The organism is Vibrio sp. 1F253, from assembly GCF_041439295.1.
Taxonomy (GTDB): Bacteria; Pseudomonadota; Gammaproteobacteria; order Enterobacterales; family Vibrionaceae; genus Vibrio; species Vibrio tasmaniensis_A.
This window is the reverse complement of sequence record NZ_JBGONU010000007.1, coordinates 128,469-147,244: the sequence shown is the minus strand read 5'-3', so window position 1 is coordinate 147,244 and position 18,776 is coordinate 128,469. Positions and strand designations below refer to the sequence as shown.

Here is an 18,776-nt window from a genome sequence, read left to right as displayed (position 1 = left end):
CTTTGAAAAGCGAAATGTCGCTTAGCTAAGTGTCCAGTCTGACTGGAGCAGATCAGTAGTAACCAACGTGAAGCAAATGAAGGAGGGCTTCTAACAACAAGCAGACCTTGAATGGGTTCAGACTGGATCTTGTTTAAACCTAGCAATACCTCTTGAAACCCATCAGAAACATGTTTGAAAAGTGTGCGCCCTTCATGTGTTAAGGCCATAACACGCCCCTTACGAATGAAAAGCTTACATCCAACCTGTTCTTCTAGTTGGCGAATCTTTTGGCTGACGGCTGCTTGGCTAACAAACAGTTCCTCAGCTGCCTTACTGTAGCTATGCAAGCGTGCCGCAACTTCAAAGTAACGGAGGCCTGAAAGGTGACGCAGTCTATTATCCATAACCTCAGCTTATAGTCCTTGTTAATAATGGTTGTTCGCTTATCGAACTGCTTATTTCCATAATAACGACAAATTAATAGGAAAAACAAGAGAGATAAAATGAAAGCAATGACCTGTTGGATTGGCAGATTAGTTACTTATATTTTTCAAGTTAATGATAAAAAAAGAATAGTAAGGCGGCTAAATCAAGACAAGTTATTAGCTCGGAATCTTTGAGCGATCGGATGAGAAAGGATATCGGTTTGGACTATGAACGTAATGATGCGGCTGATTACACTAAATACTTGTAACTTGAGCTTATGAAAAAGGAGCCGTAATGGCTCCCTCTCAGTTTTGATTACTCTTCCCAAACCACCAATTTATCTTTCGGCCAGTTATGACCGATTTCATGGTATTTCTGCTCAAGGATATGTCGCTTTATCTTGAGAGTAGGGGTAAGTACACCGTTGTCGATGCTCCACGGTTCCTTAATCATCAGTACCCCTTTGATCTTCTCATGCGAGGCTAACTGTTCGTTCATTTTTTCAATGACACGTTTACTTGTTCTTTCATAACGAGCCCGATCAAAATTAGGGAAGTCATGCGGTACCACGAGTAGGATAGGACCAGGTAAGCCTAAGCCGATCAAACACATCATTTCTACACGGCTGTATTCAAACAGTTTGTTTTCGATTGGCACTGGAGCCACAAACTTACCTTTCGCAGTTTTAAAGGTGTCTTTTTTACGTCCCCGGATCGTTAGGTAGCCCTCGCTGTCGATATCACCAATATCGCCAGTATGAAGCCATCCCTCAGAGTTAAAAGACTCTTGGGTGGCTATGTCATTTTTGTAATAACCAGAGAACATACCTTTGCTTCGAACCAAAATTTCTTCATCTTCTGCAATTTTGAGTTCGATGCCCGGACCAGCATTACCCACAGTACCAATTTTGTCGGCTCTAAACGGGTGATTAATCGTGCTGTAGGCGAAAGACTCAGTCATTCCCCAAGCCTCGGTAATGTGTAGGCCAACACTCTCATACCATGCGAGTAGAGCCGGTGATACCGGAGCTGAACCACATCCCAAAACGCGGGCTTGATCTAACCCTAGGCCATCAGCCAGTTTCTTCTTAATGATGTTGTTGATAAACGGAATCTTAAGTAAGAAATTCAGTTTCTTCTGCGGAAGCTTATCTTGGATTCGTTGCTGGAACAGAGTCCATAAGCGAGGAACTGAAATAAATAGAGTAGGGCGATGCATTTTCACATCATCAATAAAGGTATCTAAAGACTCCGGGAAAGCAGTGACTATACCGCCCATTACCGATGAGCCAAAGATGTAAACGCGTTCTGTAATATGGGCAAGCGGTAGATAAGAGAACAAGCGATCGCCGGGTTGGATACCAATATGATCGATCAACCGTTGAACTGACCACGTAAAGGCGCCGTATGTGAGCATCGCGCCTTTTGGTAGCCCTGATGTACCCGAAGTATAAACAAGCGACATTACTTTATCATCGTGATGCTGAGGACGCTTGGTTGAGGGTTCATGGGTATCGATGAGTTGTTCGAAAGTATGTTGGCACTTCGCTGCGCTATCGTAGGGAAGTGAGATACTCACCAAGTTTGGATTATCATCCAGTACTATTTGAGTGGCCTTAGGATCGTCGAGTTTACCCGCAATCACAATTTTACTTTCACTGTGTTCAATACAGTACTGTATGGTATCGGCACCCGCTGTTGGAAAGATTGGGACGCTGACAAAATCTCCTAACATCATGGCAAGATCGCAGATAAACCACTCTGCACAGTTTTTCGATACGAGAGCGACTCGATCGCCAGGTTGGGCTCCGAGTCCTTCTAATGCTGACGCCAGTTTCAGTGCTTTGTCGGCCACTTCTTTATAAGTAAACTCAACAAATTGGCGGTTAATAATTTGCTTTAAGTAGACTTCATCTGGGCGTTCTTCTGCCCATTTTAAAATCATGTCATTGGGTGTAGGGAGAGCTGTTGCTTGTTCTTGGCTAAACTCGTTAGGCTGAATCATTGTCTAACTCCATGTTTTTCGCTAAGTTATTTTTGTTAAAATCATGTTAAATGTACCATGATTTTTTCTTTTAGGGAGTAAAATTAGCGTTTATGTTCTTTGTTTTCCGTTATCTGTGCAGGCTCGCCTGTAACTTGCAGGCGTTACTCCAGTCCGTTTCTTAAAAATTCTCGAGAAATATGACACATCCTTGTATCCACATTGATAGGCAATGACAGCAATTTTTGATTCTGTATCTGCCTCGATTAACTTTTTGGCAAGTAGAATCCGTTTATCGCACACGAAGTCTCTAAAGCTTACTCCAAAGTGTAGATGAAACTTTTTAGAAAAATAGGTGGTTGAACAGTGACATTTCTCGGCGATCTCTGTTTCTCTGATTTCTTTGTTGATGTTGTCCATCACAAAGTTAACGACTTCGGATGTGAAGGCTTTTACAGGAAGCTGGTTGTTATTGTTTGTGTCTCTGTCGATATCGAAATGGGACTCGAACATATGCTGTGTCTTAGCCTTAAGCTCTTCGAATTGACTGGTCAGATGATTACTGTTTGTTTCTATGATGAAAAATATATTCTTATGATTTCGAACGATATTAGGTAACGGGTCAGAGCAAATAATAACAATTCTTTTGTTCAAATTTTCGCAAATAGATAAAGCCATGGTAAGTAGTTGGATTTTATCAGGGGTATTAAAAATGAAAAATACCAGTCTGACGTCTAAGTTACTGATTATAGATATGTCTTATTTGAAGTTGGCAATAGAGAAATAGTGACTTATTTTATTGATAATAACGGAGTTGAAATCACTCTCTTTATCCGATAATAACGGGGTTACTATTTTCATACAGATACCCAATGCATTTCATATTCTCTTTTATTCTAAAAGTGGCTAATTAATGAAGCTTTATATTTAGATTAGAAGTACCACAAAAAAGTGCAAGTAAATGGCAAAAAAATCCTAACCAAATATATCTCTCACCTCTAGATTTACTTTACAGGCAAACAAAGCCTGATACGTAAATCAAGGAGAGGTTCTCATGGATAAGTTTTTGAATAATTGTAAAGAATTCATGAAAGATGAAGAAGGGTTGACTGTTATCGAGTATGTAATTGGTGCAGCGTTACTGGTATTAGGCTTGACCACTATATTTACTGGTTTTGGGGCCGCCCTATCCGCTAAGCTTAATAACATCATTAACAGTATTTAATGATTACTGCCATGGTTGCTCGGAGAGTGAGACAGCAAAAGGGGTTAACGACTATTGAGTATGTCATTGGTGCTGCCTCGCTCATAATTTTTGTCGGGCTAATTTTCTCTGGAATGGCTACGACATTAGTGAGTAAATTTCAAAGTATTATATCGAGCGTATGAATTGAAATTATGATTAATGAGCCTTCTGTTTTTTGGGCATTGCTAATTGCTGTATCGGTATACGATGTTGAGAAACATCGTATACCAAACAAAATATTGATTCTTTTTTTGTTTTTCTATTTTTTATCAATGTTCAACAGCAATTACACCTTTGATAGTTTCTTAATGTCTTTATTTGGGTCGGTCGTATTCTTTTGTTTTGGATTGCTATTCTATTTTTTAAGAGCAATGTCTGCAGGGGATGTGAAGTTATTAGGTGTTGTAGGAATGTATTTGGGGTGGGGACAATTACTCGATGCATCGTACTTTATCTTGGTTTCTTCTGGAGTTGTTGGGGTTTTCTACCTGCTATACAACCTGTCCAACTCGAGCTGTTTTAGTATTAAAAGCTATTTTGAAAATAAGATAATTGTGCTTGGTGGAGCTGCACCAGTCATTGATAAAACAGCTAATTTACATACTCGGTATTCAAATAAAGTAACGATGCCTTTTGCTCCTTCTGTTGTTATAGGGTTAGCGATGTATAGCTACTTTACTTAAATCTGTTGTTGGTTAGCTTTGTGGGGAGACATAATATATGGATATTATAGGGCGTACTGCTCCAACAACCTTGAAGCCACAAATTTCAGCCCCAATCGTCCCTACATCTCTTGATATGTTGGGTGTTCCTGAAGTCGTTATTGAAAATCTCGTACTTAAGCATTTGTCAGCTTACCCAAAATCGGATGTTTTAGAGCTTTCTAATTATTTATGTGTTGTGACTCATATCGTGGAAAGTGCTTTAGCCGTTTTAAGAAAGAAGTCATTAATCGAGGTATTTCAGCCTACTTCTGATATTTCCCTCTCATCTGTGTCACATAGTCATGTTCGTTATTCACTATCAGAAAAAGGGCTTGAAGAAGCGGATCTTGCTTTCAAGCGTGATGCCTATTTAGGTCCCGCACCGGTTTCGCTTACTCAATATAGTGAGGTGGTAAAACAACAAGACTTGAGAGCTGAGTTAGTAACTCGGCCACATGTCGAGGCGGCACTGAATGATGTATATGGTGTCGACAAAATGATTTCAGTACTTGGGCCTGCAATCAATTCGGGACGTGCTTTGTTGCTGTATGGACATGCAGGAACGGGTAAAACATTTGTTGCGAGCCGTATTGTGAATGCTTTACATACCTCTGTATTTATCCCTTATGCTGTCTATGCTCTGGGTAACATTATCAAGGTGTTCTCGGCGCAACATCATAAGCCGTTGGATAGTAACGGCAGCGATCAAAGTATTTCCCTCAAAGATCAGTACGACAAGCGTTGGCTTAATTGTGAAAGACCCAATATCCAGGTTGGGGGAGAACTGACGATGGATATGCTTGAAGTCAATCACTCAGAGAATAGTCGAGTCTGGTTAGCTCCAGTTCAAATGATGGCAAACAATGGTATTTTTATCATTGATGACCTTGGTCGTCAGCCCATGCCTGTGGATGCGCTTCTTAACCGTTGGATAGTACCGATGGAGTACTCATTCGATTATTTGTCGCTGCCTAATGGTCAGCAGATAACGATGCCATTTGTATTAACGCTTGCCTTCTCTACCAATCTAAATCCCAAGAAAATAAGCGACCCTGCCTTTTTGCGTCGTTTAGGTTACAAGATTGAATTCAAGCCACTTAACCAACGAGACTATGAAGCTTTATGGATGAGCGTCGTTGCTGATAGAGAGGTAGAGCTTCAAGATGGATTCTTTGAGCGTTTGTCTCAAATGCACACGCTTCTTAAGGTGCCACTTTTCCCATGTTTACCGAAAGATCTCGTTGGTATAAGCAAAGATATTCTTTCGTTTGAACAACTCCCGCCTGTTATTACCTTCGATATTCTTTCCATGGCATGGGAAGTCTATTTTACCTCTGATGGACACGAGGAAGAAAATAATGAATAAGAGTCAAGTTTTCCTACTGTTTTTACTGTCCGTAGTATTTGGCTTAGCGGCTGTATTTTTTGCTAAGCAGTGGATGGAAGATCAAGTTCAACCAACCGTTGAAGTTGAAACTGTGGAGCGTCATCCAGTCGTGGTGGCATCGCAAGAAATTGAAGCTGGAACCATTATTGAGGAGCAGTTCTTAGCGACAAAGTTAATGGAAGTTGATTGGATTAATGAAAATAATTTTTCCGATGCTTCTGAATTGGTTGGCAAAGTGGTGGCCAATACTATTTATGCTGGAGAAGTGCTTCATAAAATGCGTTTTACTATTCCAGGAGAAGGCTCAACGCTTGCTGCATTAATACCTGAGAATAAACGTGCGGTAACAATACGAGTGGATGACGTTATTGGTGTGGCTGGTTTTCTATTACCAGGTAATAAAGTTGACATACTTAGCACCGTTTCTTACAGCAAAAACTCAGCAGCAACTCGTACCGTGTTGAAAGATATCAAGGTATTGGCAGTAGACCAAACGGCAAAAACGAATGAAAACAGTCCTATTATCGTACGAGCTGTGACATTAGAGGTTTCACCTAAAGATGCTGAAAAACTTTTAACAGCGAAGAGTAAAGGCAGTATTCAACTGACACTGAGAAACCCTCATGAAGTTGAGAAAAAGGTTGTTCGTCGATACGTACCTAAGCCGAGTGTGACGATCATTAAAGGTACTCAAGCATCTAGTGTTCGCGTCAAGGATTGAGGTGAGTTATGAAAATAATAATAACGTGTATTTTGAGCTTCGTTTGTTTCTCTACACTGAGCTTTGCTGCTCTACAAACGGGTAAAACGGTAACGGTTCCTCATCACAAATCAACACATGTGGTGTTGTCAGGGAAAGCGAGCAAAGTGTCGCTTGGTGATCCTGATGTACTTGATATTGTGATGTTGAAATCGAGCGAGCTGTTTTTAATCGGAAAAAAATTAGGTGCTACTAACCTAATGGCGTGGGACTCCCGTGGCCAGCTGATTGAATCGATCAACATCGAAGTCACTCATGATCTTAATAGCTTGAAAGCGAAGTTATATGAGTTTCTTCCTGATGAAACTATAGAGGTCCACAGTGCTCAGAATCGCTTGCTGCTGAGTGGGCAGGTGAGTAATCAGCAACAAATGAATGTAGCGATGCGAATAGCAGAAACCTACTCTTCGGGTGAAACAGCTGATGAATCGAAGGAAAGTGGTAGCGAGCAAGCTGCAGCGACAGGTGTTATCAACTTGATGTCTATTGGCGGTGCTCAACAAGTTATGTTGGAAGTGACGGTTGCCGAGGTTCAAAGAAGCTTGGTGAGAAAATTTGATGCAAACTTTCACTTCTTCCAAACGAGCGGATCGAATATTTCTTGGGGGGCGTCGTCAGTTCCTGCTGGTGTTCTAGGGGCTACGCCAATCTTTGATATTCCAACCTCTACTGATTACGGCATTTTAGGCTCGTTTATTGATAGTAATACCCTGTTTACATTCGCCCTGGATGTAGCCAAACAGAATGGTGTGGCGAAAGTATTAGCTGAGCCTAACTTAACGGCATTAAGTGGCTCCAAAGCTGAGTTTTTAGCGGGTGGTGAATTCCCTATCCCTGTGCCAGATGAAGATGGCATTACGATTGAATATAAAGAGTATGGAGTTGGATTGAAATTTATCCCAACGGTTCTGAGTGATAAAAAGATCAATCTAAACTTGGCTGTTGATGTGAGTGAAATTGCCAATAGCAGCTCGTTAACGATTGACCCAGGAACAACCAATGCGACCTACTTTATCCCACCAATTACTCGTCGAAGCGCGTCATCGACGCTTGAGCTAGCCGACGGACAAACTATTGGTATTGCTGGATTGCTCAGCGAGAATGTTAGGGATGTGAGCAACAAAATGCCGGGTATTGGTGATGTTCCCATCTTAGGGCAACTCTTTAATAGTCAAGAGTATGTATCTGGTGAAACAGAACTTGTCATTCTTGTCACCCCTCGACTTGCGAGTCCTATTGACCGAAGTAAAGTAACGTTACCAACAGACGCCTTTGTTGACCCGAATGATTTGGAATATTACTTATTAGGTCGAAGCGCTTATATCGCTGAACCGTCTGAATCGGATTCAGAGCAATCTCAAGCTTCACAGGGAATATCACCAACAGATGGTGGTAGCGAAGGCTCATTTGGACATGATTTATAAGGAGATAGATATGATTAGAATAATGATGGTCTTTCTCGTAATGGTGTTAGTTGGCTGTGCTAATGATGCTCGTTTAGGGCATTCGGTAGCACTCGTAAAAACAGAACAAACGTATAACCCTAATGCGACCCAAGAGAATTTACTCGTGGTACCGGATGGTACAGGGGAGCGGATGCAGACTGGTTACGATAGATATGTAGGCAGAGGTGAAAACGAACTGTCTGGAAGTAGTAGCCAGATCTTAGAAGAATTTAACTAAATCTGGAGGTACTCATATGTTGTATCGAGTATCAAAAAGTCCCAGAAAACAGCAAGGCTTAGTTGTCGTATTAGTTACCGCTGCGTTGCTTGTTTTCTTAGCTGTGTCAGCGTTGGCTGTAGATGTTAACCATATGTTGGTTAATAAAACACGCTTACAAAATGCTGTAGATTCAGCGGCGTTAGCTGCGGCAACCATACTGGACAATAGTAAAGACAAAGATGCGGTGGATGCTGAAATAGGCACTGCGTTAAATGCAATGGCAGCGTCAACAGGAAATCATGAGATTGATTTTACCACGGCTTCCATAAACATTGATTACTCTAACGATCCTCAGGATTTTACTGGAACAGCCACCTTCGGTGATGACGATGATGTATATGTACGCGTTAGAGTAGATTCGTTGGATATGGATGAGTTCTTTATTCAAATGTTTGGACTAGTAAAAGAGGTTTCAGCAAGTGCCGTCGCTGGGCCAAGCTCCGGGCAAGAGGTCGTCAATAACGTTGTGCCTATTGGGGTTTGCATTGGTGACGGAACTTCGGACAACGACGTCGATCCTGAAGATGGATATCATGACGAAACTGGTGAAGTTATAACCAATGTTTTTGGTTATGAGGTGGGTACAGTTCATGCTTTGAAGGTTGGGGATAACAAATTATCTGAAATGGGTAACGGTAATTATCATCTTTTAGACTTCGGGTCTGGTGGTAAGGCAGTCAAAGAGGGGTTAGGTGGTAGTTATGACCAACCCGTTAAAATTGGTGAAGATATCACGACCAAACCTGGTGGTACGGTTGGCCCAACAGGCGATGGCTTGAATACTCGTTTTGGCGATTATGGTGGTGGCTTAACGGCATCAGATTACCCTTCTGACTACGTAACTACAGAGCCTAGCGATGAGATTACGATTGACGCAAGTACAGGGGATATCGATTTTGATGGTACTTATACCTATGCGCAATATGAAGCTGATACCAACGCATGTATAGCAAGTAATGGTTCAGGGTGCGCAGCAAATGGTGTCGCTTGGCGTCGTATTTTACCGATACCTATGGTGGATTGCACAGGTAAAAGTGGTGGTGCCACTGACTTTACTGTGAATAAAATTGGTTGTTTTTTCTTGTTGCAAAAAGCACCAACTAATAACTCAGGTACACCAGCCGTCTTTGGTGAGTTCATTCACTCCTGTAGTGTGGTTGGTGGTTCAGGTAGTACAGAATCAACAACGGAAGGAACTTATAAGATTGTTTTGTATAAGGATCCTGATAGTGGGGAGTCTTGATTATGAAACCTTTAATTAAATCTAATCGTGGCTTTGCTGCTATCGAGATGGTAATCGCGACTCCTGTATTGCTGTTCTTCCTTATATTAGTGCTTGAACTGGGCAATATGATGATTCACTACAATGTGATATCTAAATCCGTTCAAAATGGCGCCCGCTATGCGGTTAGTGAAGTCTATGGAACCAAAGGTGGAACGCTGGCTCCGTCGTCAGAAATACAGAATGTGGTGGTTTATGGTCAAAACACAGCTGGAACGGCGATATTGTCGAATTTAGTTGTTTCTGACGTGACAATTAGCCCACCGAATACAGATAGCTATGTACGTGTGAGTGTGACCTACAATTATATTCCTCACTTTGATCCCGTTTTCTTCGGCGAGCTTTTCTATTCCGATTAGTGTCTCTTCGATAATGAGGGTGTTGTGATGAAACGGTACAAAGGGCGTATTAAAGGCATCGCTATTATCGAATTTACCATAGTGTCTTGGCTAGTCTTTCTCTTGGTTTTCCTTATTTTAGCGCTGGGTGCTTACATATTTTCGCTTCAAATGGTCAGTGAAGCGACCAGAAAGGCAGCAAGGTTAGCCACGGTTTGCTACGTTGCTGATAGGGACAATATCGCGGGAATGGTTGTTGCTGATCTCCCTCTTGTTGGTTTTACCGCGGCGAATTTGGAAGTTGCATATTTAGATGTGAGTGGGAATGAAATTACATCTGGTTATGATACGGATCCTGTCTTTAGTAGCATTAAATTTGTAAGGGCACGAGCGACAGGGTACGGAATTCAATTAATTGATAATTTGAGTTTTTTAGGTACGAGTGGTTACTTGGCTGCTCCCTCATTTGAAACCATCTTACCTGCAGAAAGTTTAGGTGTGGTAAGGGCGGACTCCGAAACTCGGAATCGGTGTCCATAAGTTATTTTATACAGGAGTAGCGGTATGGGGGAAGCGATCAAAATCACGCCTAATGAGAACGATATTACGCGTTTGAGAACAAACCTAAAAGTCTGGTTGATCTACAGTACTGAGGGTTTTCTCTCACATATGAGTCAAGAGCTGAAGAAATGTCGAAATGTGCATGTGACATCATTTTCTCTCGGAGCAATGAGTGAGGAGTACTTAAAAAGTGCCGATGTTCCAGAACTTATTTTTGTTGAAGCACATGGCAACTGGGCTCAAAAAATGGTCGAGCTACAGGGTTATGATCTATCACTAGAAGAACAAGATTTATCTTTAGTTGTACTCGGTGATGAAAGTGACAATGGCTCATTAAAAATCGCGCTGCGTCTAGGGGCTTCTGATTTCTTATCTCACAACGTGACGCTTTCTGATTTGCTCCCACTGCTCAAGAAAACGGCGGCCGAAAAGCTTGAGAACTCAAGCTACGGTGAGTTTATTCTGTTTTTAAACACCAAGGGGGGAATGGGGGCGACCACCTTGGCGTTGAATACCGCTATTGAGATGGCCAGTCAGCACCCCAGTGAGGTTTTGTTACTTGATATCGACCTTCAATTTGGTGTGATTCCTGATTATTTAAATATTGTTCCTACTTATAGTGTTTCGGATGCGATCAATAGTTCGAATGACCTAGATGAAATATCGTTGGGAACTTTGGTAAATAAGCACGAATCTGGCTTACATGTTCTAAGCTTTAAGCATGAGAACAATGCTGATGACTTTGAACAGGCACAGAAAATAGGCCGATTGCTTCCTATATTACGCCGTTTTTACCCTTATGTGATCATTGACCTCTCTAGAGGATTAGACCATGTGTTTGCATCCGCAATATCACCAGCAACAAAGGTGCTTCTTGTTTTGCAACAGAGCCTAGTGTCGGTCAAAAACACAAGTCGACTCATTAAGTCTCTGAAATTTGAGTATGGCTTACAAAGTGATTCTATTGAGGTCATTCTGAACCGTTATGAAAAGCGACACTCAATTAAATTAAAAGATATTGAACAGGCGGTAGGTAAGCATGACATACACCTTATGCCTAATGATTTCAAAGTTGCATTAGAGAGTGCCAACTTGGGGCAACCGCTAGTTCAGTCGAGAAAGAAAAGTTCTATTACTCGCTCTATTATCGATTTGTCACACATTCTTTCACCACCAGAGCAGGAAGAGAAAGGGTGGCTGAAAAAGCTGTTTTCATAATGGGTTGATAAAAAGTAAACGCGAGGGATTGTGATGTTCTTTAAACGAAAAAATGTAAATCCAGAGTTTGAAAAAAGAGTAGAACAGATTTCGCATGATTCAGAAGATGCCAATCCTGTTGAACGTTTATCAAGCGTTGAGGTGTCTAGCCACTCTCGCAGTGCAGAAGCTCATGTAGAAAAAGAAAAGGCGATTGATGAGGCTCGGAAAGTTCTCGAACAAGAGCTATCAATTAAACACTTTTTTCATAAGCAGCTCCTTGAAACGTTAGACTTAGGGTTGCTTTCAAGCTTGGAAAAAGAGCGAGCTAAGCTAGACCTACATGAAGCCATCGTACAATTGATGGCTGACGATGGGAGCCATGCACTCAGTGCCGAAGGGCGTAAGCGGGTGATCAAGCAGATAGAAGATGAGGTTTTTGGCCTTGGGCCGCTTGAGCCTTTATTAGCCGATCAAACGGTCTCCGATATATTAGTCAACGGCCCTAAAAGTGTTTACGTTGAGCGAAGGGGTAAACTCGAAAAAACGCCATACACTTTTCTGGATGACCGTCATCTGAGAAACATTATTGATCGCATAGTAAGTCAGGTAGGGCGTCGAATAGATGAAGCATCACCTATGGTAGATGCGCGCTTAGTTGATGGGTCACGTGTTAACGCCATTATTCCTCCTTTGGCTCTTGATGGTCCTTCCGTTTCAATCCGTCGTTTTGCCGTTGATCGTTTGACGATGGATAACTTGATTAGCTACGACTCCGTCTCGCCTCAAATGGCTAAGTTTGTCGAAGCTGCCGTGAAAGGAGAACTTAATATCTTGATTTCAGGAGGGACGGGGTCAGGGAAAACAACCACACTGAATATCTTTTCTGGTTTCATCCCTCGAGACCAACGAATCATTACTATAGAAGACTCTGCAGAGTTACAACTTCAACAGCCCCATGTTATTCGCCTAGAAACCCGCCCTGCTAACTTAGAAGGGAAAGGGGAGATTAGTCAGAGAGAGTTGGTCAAAAACACCTTACGTATGCGACCAGACCGAATTGTGGTTGGTGAGGTGCGTGGTAGCGAAGCCGTTGATATGTTGGCGGCAATGAATACTGGTCACGATGGGTCTCTTGCAACTATTCACGCCAATACCCCCCGAGATGCCTTAAGCCGTGTTGAAAACATGTTCTCTATGGCTGGTTGGAACATTTCAACCAAAAACTTAAGAGCCCAAATTGCTTCGGCTATCCACCTTGTTGTTCAAATGGAGCGACAAGAAGATGGTAAGCGCCGTATGGTGAGCATTCAAGAGATCAACGGCATGGAGGGGGAGGTGATTACCATGTCGGAAATTTTCCGTTTTCAACGTAAAGGTATTGATGAAGATGGCAATATTATCGGCTATTTCACTGCGACGGGGGTCGTACCTCAATATCATGACCAGTTAGTTAAACGTGGACTCGATCTGCCTTTCGAGCTCTTCACTGAGACTCATGGTTAAGGAGAGATTATGGATAATGTAAGTGTTTCACTCGGCCTATTATTCATCGCGGTGCTTTTTATCTCCCAAGCTTTGTTATTGCCTGCTGCGGGGAAAAAAGCTAAGCATCAAGAGCTTTCTCGACGTTTGAAAGAGACCCAACGTAATATCGATGAAGAGAGCTTATCGCTACTCAAAGAGCATTATAATAAAGACTTATCCCCATTAGATCGCAAGCTCATCGTTATCCCTTATTTTGCTGGCTTAAAACGGATGTTGGAGTTAGCCGGTATTAGAGTTTCGCTAAGTCGCTTTTTACTCATTGTTGCTCTATGCGGTGTGTCGCTCACTCTGATATCAATAATGACTCAACAAGAGTGGTTCATTAGCCTAACTGCATTCATTGCTGTCTGGGTTGTTGCTTACCTGTATGTGCAAAATCGAGTGAGTTATCGAATGGCTCGATTTGAAGAGCAGCTCCCTGAAGCGTTGGATATTATTCGACGAGCATTACAAGCTGGGCAGCCGCTAATTCAATCATTCAATGAGGTTGGTGAAGAACTCCCTGACCCTATCGGTGCCGAGTTTAAAAATACCTATAACCTACTTAACTATGGTTACGATTTACGTTTGGCTATTTTACAGATGGCTGAGCGTGTCCCCACCGTATCAATGTTAGCTTTTTCTAGTGCGGTAATGTTGCAAAAAGAAACAGGGGGTAACCTCTCCGAAAATCTTCAAAAAGTATCCGAAGTTCTCAGATCTCGCTTTAAGTTAGAAAGGAAAATAAAAACGCTTTCTGCTGAAAGTCGGCTATCAGCATGGATATTAACCTTATCCCCATTTGGTTTGTTTTTTGCTTTGAAAGTGGCGAATCCAGATTATATTGAGCCGCTTTATAATGACCCTCGCGGCGTTTCAATGGTCAGTGTTGGTATCGTACTTTTAGCGATTGGAGCCCTATGGATTAAGCGAATCATCAGCATAGAGATTTAACCTATGGAATTATTAAACATTGAAGTTTGGAAGCAAATGTTAGCGGACTTTGGAGTCAGCTCTCAGATGGTTATCTACGTAATGATTTTGCTTACCACCATTTTGTTAACATTGACTCTAGGGTTGTTTATTTTGGGAACCCGATCCCCTTTAGATAAAAAGCTCAAACAGATATCAGAAACGGGTTCACCCAATAATAGAAAGCCTTATGATTTCTCTAATACGTTGGAATCACTAAGTCCTTTTATTAGTAAAGGTAATAAAAAGGATAATGAAACCTACTCACAAAAGTTGATGCATGCAGGCTTTCATGAAAAAAATGCGTTATCGGTTTTTTATGCATTGAAAGTGTTATCGAGTTTGGTCGGTATCATCGCGGGCTTTATGGTTTATTACATCTCATTCGGTGGTAGCTACAATAATTTATTGATCATGACCTGCGTCTTTCTTGGGACTTTCACTCCCAATATTATCTTGAGCAAGTTGCAAAAAGAGCGACAGAAGAAAATTAGAAATGGTGTACCAGATGCTCTTGATCTTCTTGTAGTTTGTACGGAATCTGGTCTAGGCTTTAATGCAGCACTTGGACGAGTTGCTTCTGAGCTTTATGTTTCTCAGCCAGAGTTAGCCGATGAATTGGAGACTGTTTTTGCCAAGATACAAGCAGGTGTCACCATGCCAGATGCGCTAAGGCAGTTCATTGACCGGACGGGGCTAGTCGAATTAGAGGGGTTGGTTTCTTTGCTTTCTCATGCGTCTAGAATGGGGGGAAGCTTAGCGCAGACTCTTCGTGATTATACGGTAGATTTTCGAGATAAGCGTCAGCAAGCTGCTGAAGAAATCGCGGCCAAGATACCGACTAAAATGTTGTTCCCTATGTTGTTGTTTATTTGGCCTTGCTTTTTTATTGTCGCGTTAGGGCCTGGGATCATTATTGTTATTGATGCACTTGGTGCACCAGGAGTAAGTTTATGATACGAGTGAGTAGATATTTTCTAGCTTTATTAGTGTTCGTTATTCTTGGTTGTGCATCCTCGGATGAGCCGACAAACCAATTTGATGCAGAGTTGTATTCAGGTAAACCAATCGATACCTTAAGCAGTGATGACCCTCCACTGAGTGAGAAAGAAGCCATTATGCGTGGTGATGTAGCATTGAGGGATAACAATATCGATTTGGCCCTTTATGAATATATTCGCTCTCTATCCTTTCCTGAGAAAGAGTTTCACGATAAAACGCTTTTTACGATAGGCCAAATTCATTCATCTCGTGGTAACTATGCACTATCCGAGAAAGCTTATTTAGCAGCATTAGATTTTAACCCTGCACATACCGAAGTCCTAGAGCAATTAGGTGTTTTGTATACAAAGCAGCGTCGCAAAGAGGAAGGGCGGAGTTATTTCTTTAAAGCGATTAATGCAGATCAAGTTCGTTTAAAAAGTAGTGAAACAATTAAAAATTACCAAGCCTTAAGTCAAAGTGAAGTGGCTGGTTTGAAGGTTGATAGCATGTCTCCCGAATTAGCTTTCATGGGGATAGGTGTGCTGGAAGATGTCGATGGAAAACACCAGATAGCGCAAGAGTACTTTAAAAAATCACTGACAATAGACAAAAGTTCAGTTAAAGCTTTGTTGAATATGGGGTACTCCCACTACATGTATGGCAATTACAAGGAAGCGTATCAATACACTCGTTCGGATTTAGAGATAGAACCTAATAATGAAAAGGCTCAAAACAACCTTGCGCTTATTTACTTGGCTGCCGGGGATATCAAAAAGGCAACCAACGTTTTTATGAGACACATGGAAGCTCCTGAAGCTTTGAATAATGTCGGTTATTTTTTAATTTTGCAGGGTAAGCCTGACGAAGCCATTCCCTATCTACAACAAGCTATCGATAAAAAAGCATCTTATTATAAAGTGGCGAATGACAACTTAAATAGAGCGTTATCTGAGGTAAGAGAGATGGAGCAGTAACGACTTAAATTATTATCTTTGGGTTAATGAAAAGGATATTCATCTTGCCTAAGAGTGAAAGTTTTAATAAAGATATCATCATTATTTCTGTTGTTTGGCTGCTGTGTGCGACTGCGATATTTTTCTATAAATGGGAGAGTATCTCAACACTGGTTTTAAATGATAATGACGATTACATGCGCTTTGTTCAATTTCAAGATTAGATGAATAGTGGGCGTTGGTATCTAAAACCAATGGATAATTTCAATGCCGCTGATGGTATTGTTATCCATTGGTCCCGATTCCCCGATCTGATACTTTCTGTTATTGCGTATCCTTTATTGTTTGTTGTGGATGAAAGTACCGCTTATTCACTGTCTATTTCTATTGTACCTTTGCTTTATCTACTCCTCTATTCACTGTCATGCTTCTATTTATGTAACCACTACTTCGGAGAGCGCTATCGGTTTTTGAGCATGATGTTTGCTCTGTTTTCCCCATCGGTTATGCATTTTATTCCTGGCTCCATAGATCACCATAATATTCAGCTTATTTTGGCTATCTTGTTCCTATCTCTAACACCTATAACTGTAAGTCAAATTAATCAATTATGGCGAGTGTATGCTCAATCTATTCTATTGGCATTGTCGTTATGGACTGGGTTAGACAATATCCTTTTGTTTGCGAGTTTTTTTATCGTCTACACTGTGTATTGTTTTTTTGTTAGCAAGAGTTGGTTTGTTTATGTATCAAGGCTATATCTGTTCTGCTGTGTTTCAGTTGTTATCTCCGTTTTATTAAACAGACCTTATAATGAGTTCTTTTATTTTAAGTACGATGAAGTGTCATTTGTTATTGTGGTTTTGTTTTTTGTCGGTTGGGCTTTTATTAATAATTACAATTGGTTTAAATTTGATAGTTGGCCTTTTGGGTTGCGTTCGTTTGTGTTTGTTATATTGGGTGTTGGATATGTGACTCCAGTAGCTTTGTTATATCCAAATATTACCAGTGCTTTGTTTGTCGATTATCCACCTATACTTCAGACTTATTGGCTTGACCATGTTTCTGAAGCTAAATCAATTTTTCAGTATATAAGTGAGAATGGATTATTATCTATTGATAATTATGTGTTACTGGTCATCCCTGCTTTATTGTATCCTTTTTTTAGAGTTAATAATCATCATTGTACAATCTTGTATATTATTTTCGTATTGAATTTATTCCTTGCCATATTCTGGCAGGTTAGGGTGATAAGATTATGTTTTATTTTATCAAGCCCTTTTCAGGCTTATGTAGTTATAAGGTTGTCTGAGTTTGTAAAATATTCAATATTTAAAGTGTTGATTATATTATTAGGAGCTCCATTAGTAATGGCATTTCTAGTGATAGCGGTTGGTAATGATGACTTCGAAAGAAATGCGGTTGAAAATGACAAGAAAACTCTATTTAGAGTATTGGAAGAAAAGGGCATCGAATCAAAGGTTATTCTTACTGGGATTGAGACGGGAGCACCTGTGTTGGCACACACTAATAACCGCATAATTGCAGCCCCTTATCATAGAAATATTGTTGGTAATCAATTTCTTATAGAGGTTATGTTAGAGGGGGATATGAGTTTAGCCAAGGACGAAATCCAAGCTAAGAACATTGATTATATTGTTATAGGAAATGACGCCCACTTAATGGTTTTGAAAAAATCAGCAAGTGAAGAGGCTCTTATAAACAAATTATACAGCTCAAATGTTCCCAGCTGGTTGGAGACCATATATGACGATGTTCCTGATGGCTACCGAATCTTTAGGGTTAGGGAGAGTTTATGAATAGTATAAAAGTTGCAGTATTACTCCCATGTTTCAATGAAGCGGGTGCTATCGGAAAGACAGTTATGTCTTTTAAGCAGGCTTTACCTGATGCGTCTATTTATGTGTATGACAACAACTCAACCGACAACACGGTAAACGAGGCCTTGCAAGCTGGGGCTATTGTTCGACATGAGCCTCGCCAAGGTAAAGGGGAGGTTGTCAGGAGAATGTTCTCTGATATTGATGCTGATATCTATGTGATGGCTGATGGTGATGACACTTACGATGCGTCAATATGTCCTGCGCTGATCGAACAATTGGATAATGAAAAACTCGATATGATTATTGGAAGTCGAGAGCGAGCTTCAATGGCTTATCCCAAAGGGCATATCCTAGGAAATAAGCTGTTTTCATCGCTGATTAATTTAGCATTCAATGCTCAATTGAGTGATGTGTTTTCTGGTTATCGAATTATGAGCCATCGATTTGTCAAAACCGTACCCATTTTCAGTGATGGCTTCCAAATAGAAACAGAGCTTACCGTTCATGCGCTACATCATAATATGCCAATCAAAGAAGTTTCGACGCAATATCAATCAAGGCCTGAAGGCACAGCCAGCAAATTGAATACCTTTAGTGATGGGCTCAAAATTCTCAATTTCATTTTGTTCTTATTGAGAGATGTAAAGCCAATGTTTTTCTTTGGCGTGTTGTCTATGTTGCTTTGCTTCATTTCATTGGTTTTAGGAATCCCCGTTATCATCGACTTCATCGATACTGGGCTTGTCGAAAGGGTGCCTACTGCGATTTTGTCTAGCTCAATTGCGTTGATAGCGGTGATGTCTTTTTTCTGTGGGTTGATACTCGACAACGTATCACGAGGTAGGCGAGAGATGAGGATTCTTTCTATATTAAGAACGAGTGATAAAACGCTATCTGAATAGGAA

The 18,776-nt window shown here is 41.0% G+C and carries 16 protein-coding genes and 3 pseudogenes; 16 read left to right on the top strand and 3 right to left on the bottom strand.

The features are described from left to right. The 3 genes and pseudogenes from ACED28_RS06120 to ACED28_RS06110 all read right to left on the bottom strand — a co-directional run. On the bottom strand, nucleotides 1-386 hold a 386-nt coding region (locus ACED28_RS06120; RefSeq protein WP_371709494.1), incomplete at its 3' end, for a LysR family transcriptional regulator. A 337-nt stretch (nucleotides 387-723) separates the two neighbouring features. Next, nucleotides 724-2,412: an AMP-binding protein gene (locus tag ACED28_RS06115; RefSeq protein WP_009847504.1), complete on the bottom strand. Its 1,689-nt coding sequence runs from the start codon at nucleotides 2,410-2,412 to the stop codon at nucleotides 724-726. 90 nt (nucleotides 2,413-2,502) lie between these two features. Further along, nucleotides 2,503-3,252 (bottom strand): annotated as a pseudogene (locus ACED28_RS06110) (helix-turn-helix domain-containing protein). Nucleotides 3,253-3,445: 193 nt separating this feature from the next. Between ACED28_RS06110 and ACED28_RS06105 the strand changes: the two are divergent. From ACED28_RS06105 to ACED28_RS06030, 16 genes and pseudogenes are all read left to right on the top strand, one after another. Then, on the top strand, nucleotides 3,446-3,616 hold the full coding sequence (locus ACED28_RS06105; RefSeq protein ID WP_012604678.1) for a Flp family type IVb pilin: 171 nt from the start codon (nucleotides 3,446-3,448) through the stop codon (nucleotides 3,614-3,616). A 173-nt stretch (nucleotides 3,617-3,789) separates the two neighbouring features. Continuing rightward, entirely contained in the window at nucleotides 3,790-4,320 is a 531-nt protein-coding gene (locus tag ACED28_RS06100; RefSeq protein WP_017096676.1) for a prepilin peptidase, read from the top strand. Between the two features lie 37 nt (nucleotides 4,321-4,357). Next, nucleotides 4,358-5,707, top strand: a complete 1,350-nt coding sequence (locus tag ACED28_RS06095) for an ATPase AAA (protein ID WP_017103878.1) — start codon at nucleotides 4,358-4,360, stop codon at nucleotides 5,705-5,707. Further along, nucleotides 5,700-6,449, top strand: coding sequence for a Flp pilus assembly protein CpaB (gene cpaB / locus ACED28_RS06090; RefSeq protein ID WP_017099533.1), 750 nt, complete (start codon nucleotides 5,700-5,702; stop codon nucleotides 6,447-6,449). Before ACED28_RS06095 ends, cpaB begins: the two co-directional genes overlap by 8 nt. An 8-nt stretch (nucleotides 6,450-6,457) precedes the next feature. Further along, the gene (locus ACED28_RS06085; protein ID WP_012604674.1) at nucleotides 6,458-7,912 is read left to right on the top strand and encodes a type II and III secretion system protein family protein; all 1,455 of its coding nucleotides are present in this window, start codon (nucleotides 6,458-6,460) and stop codon (nucleotides 7,910-7,912) included. Continuing rightward, nucleotides 7,902-8,171, top strand: coding sequence for a hypothetical protein (locus ACED28_RS06080; protein WP_029223092.1), 270 nt, complete (start codon nucleotides 7,902-7,904; stop codon nucleotides 8,169-8,171). Before ACED28_RS06085 ends, ACED28_RS06080 begins: the two co-directional genes overlap by 11 nt. A 16-nt stretch (nucleotides 8,172-8,187) precedes the next feature. Then, nucleotides 8,188-9,456 carry a TadE/TadG family type IV pilus assembly protein gene (locus ACED28_RS06075; protein WP_017103879.1) on the top strand — a complete coding sequence of 423 codons (1,269 nt, stop codon included), beginning with the start codon at nucleotides 8,188-8,190 and terminating at the stop codon, nucleotides 9,454-9,456. 2 nt (nucleotides 9,457-9,458) lie between these two features. Then, a pseudogene (locus ACED28_RS06070) lies at nucleotides 9,459-9,882 on the top strand (TadE/TadG family type IV pilus assembly protein). Further along, nucleotides 9,882-10,373 carry a TadE/TadG family type IV pilus assembly protein gene (locus ACED28_RS06065; RefSeq protein WP_029223094.1) on the top strand — a complete coding sequence of 164 codons (492 nt, stop codon included), beginning with the start codon at nucleotides 9,882-9,884 and terminating at the stop codon, nucleotides 10,371-10,373. Before ACED28_RS06070 ends, ACED28_RS06065 begins: the two are co-directional and overlap by 1 nt. A 24-nt stretch (nucleotides 10,374-10,397) precedes the next feature. Continuing rightward, complete coding sequence (locus ACED28_RS06060; RefSeq protein WP_017103880.1) at nucleotides 10,398-11,612, top strand: AAA family ATPase; 1,215 nt, start codon at nucleotides 10,398-10,400, stop codon at nucleotides 11,610-11,612. 33 nt (nucleotides 11,613-11,645) lie between these two features. Further along, a complete protein-coding gene (locus ACED28_RS06055) occupies nucleotides 11,646-13,097 on the top strand; it encodes a CpaF family protein (RefSeq protein WP_029223095.1) in 1,452 nt (483 codons plus the stop codon). A 9-nt stretch (nucleotides 13,098-13,106) separates the two neighbouring features. Then, the gene (locus tag ACED28_RS06050) at nucleotides 13,107-14,072 is read left to right on the top strand and encodes a type II secretion system F family protein (protein WP_371709493.1); all 966 of its coding nucleotides are present in this window, start codon (nucleotides 13,107-13,109) and stop codon (nucleotides 14,070-14,072) included. A 3-nt stretch (nucleotides 14,073-14,075) separates the two neighbouring features. Beyond that, nucleotides 14,076-15,047, top strand: coding sequence for a type II secretion system F family protein (locus ACED28_RS06045; RefSeq protein ID WP_012604666.1), 972 nt, complete (start codon nucleotides 14,076-14,078; stop codon nucleotides 15,045-15,047). Continuing rightward, a complete protein-coding gene (locus ACED28_RS06040; RefSeq protein ID WP_371709492.1) occupies nucleotides 15,044-16,048 on the top strand; it encodes a tetratricopeptide repeat protein in 1,005 nt (334 codons plus the stop codon). Before ACED28_RS06045 ends, ACED28_RS06040 begins: the two co-directional genes overlap by 4 nt. A gap of 26 nt (nucleotides 16,049-16,074) precedes the next feature. Next, a pseudogene (locus ACED28_RS06035) lies at nucleotides 16,075-17,847 on the top strand (hypothetical protein). Next, a complete protein-coding gene (locus tag ACED28_RS06030) occupies nucleotides 17,844-18,773 on the top strand; it encodes a glycosyltransferase family 2 protein (protein WP_017096776.1) in 930 nt (309 codons plus the stop codon). Before ACED28_RS06035 ends, ACED28_RS06030 begins: the two are co-directional and overlap by 4 nt. The last annotated feature ends 3 nt before the right edge of the window (nucleotides 18,774-18,776 follow it).

Bases quoted from the DNA above. Each gene is read 5' to 3' on its own strand.
- cpaB (WP_017099533.1), top strand. From the start codon at position 5,700: ATGAATAAGAGTCAAGTTTTCCTACTGTTTTTACTGTCCGTAGTATTT.
- ACED28_RS06055 (WP_029223095.1), top strand. From the start codon at position 11,646: ATGTTCTTTAAACGAAAAAATGTAAATCCAGAGTTTGAAAAAAGAGTA.
- ACED28_RS06100 (WP_017096676.1), top strand. From the start codon at position 3,790: ATGATTAATGAGCCTTCTGTTTTTTGGGCATTGCTAATTGCTGTATCG.
- ACED28_RS06060 (WP_017103880.1), top strand. From the start codon at position 10,398: ATGGGGGAAGCGATCAAAATCACGCCTAATGAGAACGATATTACGCGT.
- ACED28_RS06050 (WP_371709493.1), top strand. From the start codon at position 13,107: ATGGATAATGTAAGTGTTTCACTCGGCCTATTATTCATCGCGGTGCTT.
- ACED28_RS06105 (WP_012604678.1), top strand. From the start codon at position 3,446: ATGGATAAGTTTTTGAATAATTGTAAAGAATTCATGAAAGATGAAGAA.
- ACED28_RS06030 (WP_017096776.1), top strand. From the start codon at position 17,844: ATGAATAGTATAAAAGTTGCAGTATTACTCCCATGTTTCAATGAAGCG.
- ACED28_RS06045 (WP_012604666.1), top strand. From the start codon at position 14,076: ATGGAATTATTAAACATTGAAGTTTGGAAGCAAATGTTAGCGGACTTT.
- ACED28_RS06080 (WP_029223092.1), top strand. From the start codon at position 7,902: ATGATTTATAAGGAGATAGATATGATTAGAATAATGATGGTCTTTCTC.
- ACED28_RS06065 (WP_029223094.1), top strand. From the start codon at position 9,882: ATGAAACGGTACAAAGGGCGTATTAAAGGCATCGCTATTATCGAATTT.
- ACED28_RS06040 (WP_371709492.1), top strand. From the start codon at position 15,044: ATGATACGAGTGAGTAGATATTTTCTAGCTTTATTAGTGTTCGTTATT.
- ACED28_RS06085 (WP_012604674.1), top strand. From the start codon at position 6,458: ATGAAAATAATAATAACGTGTATTTTGAGCTTCGTTTGTTTCTCTACA.
- ACED28_RS06115 (WP_009847504.1), bottom strand. From the start codon at position 2,412: ATGATTCAGCCTAACGAGTTTAGCCAAGAACAAGCAACAGCTCTCCCT.
- ACED28_RS06095 (WP_017103878.1), top strand. From the start codon at position 4,358: ATGGATATTATAGGGCGTACTGCTCCAACAACCTTGAAGCCACAAATT.
- ACED28_RS06075 (WP_017103879.1), top strand. From the start codon at position 8,188: ATGTTGTATCGAGTATCAAAAAGTCCCAGAAAACAGCAAGGCTTAGTT.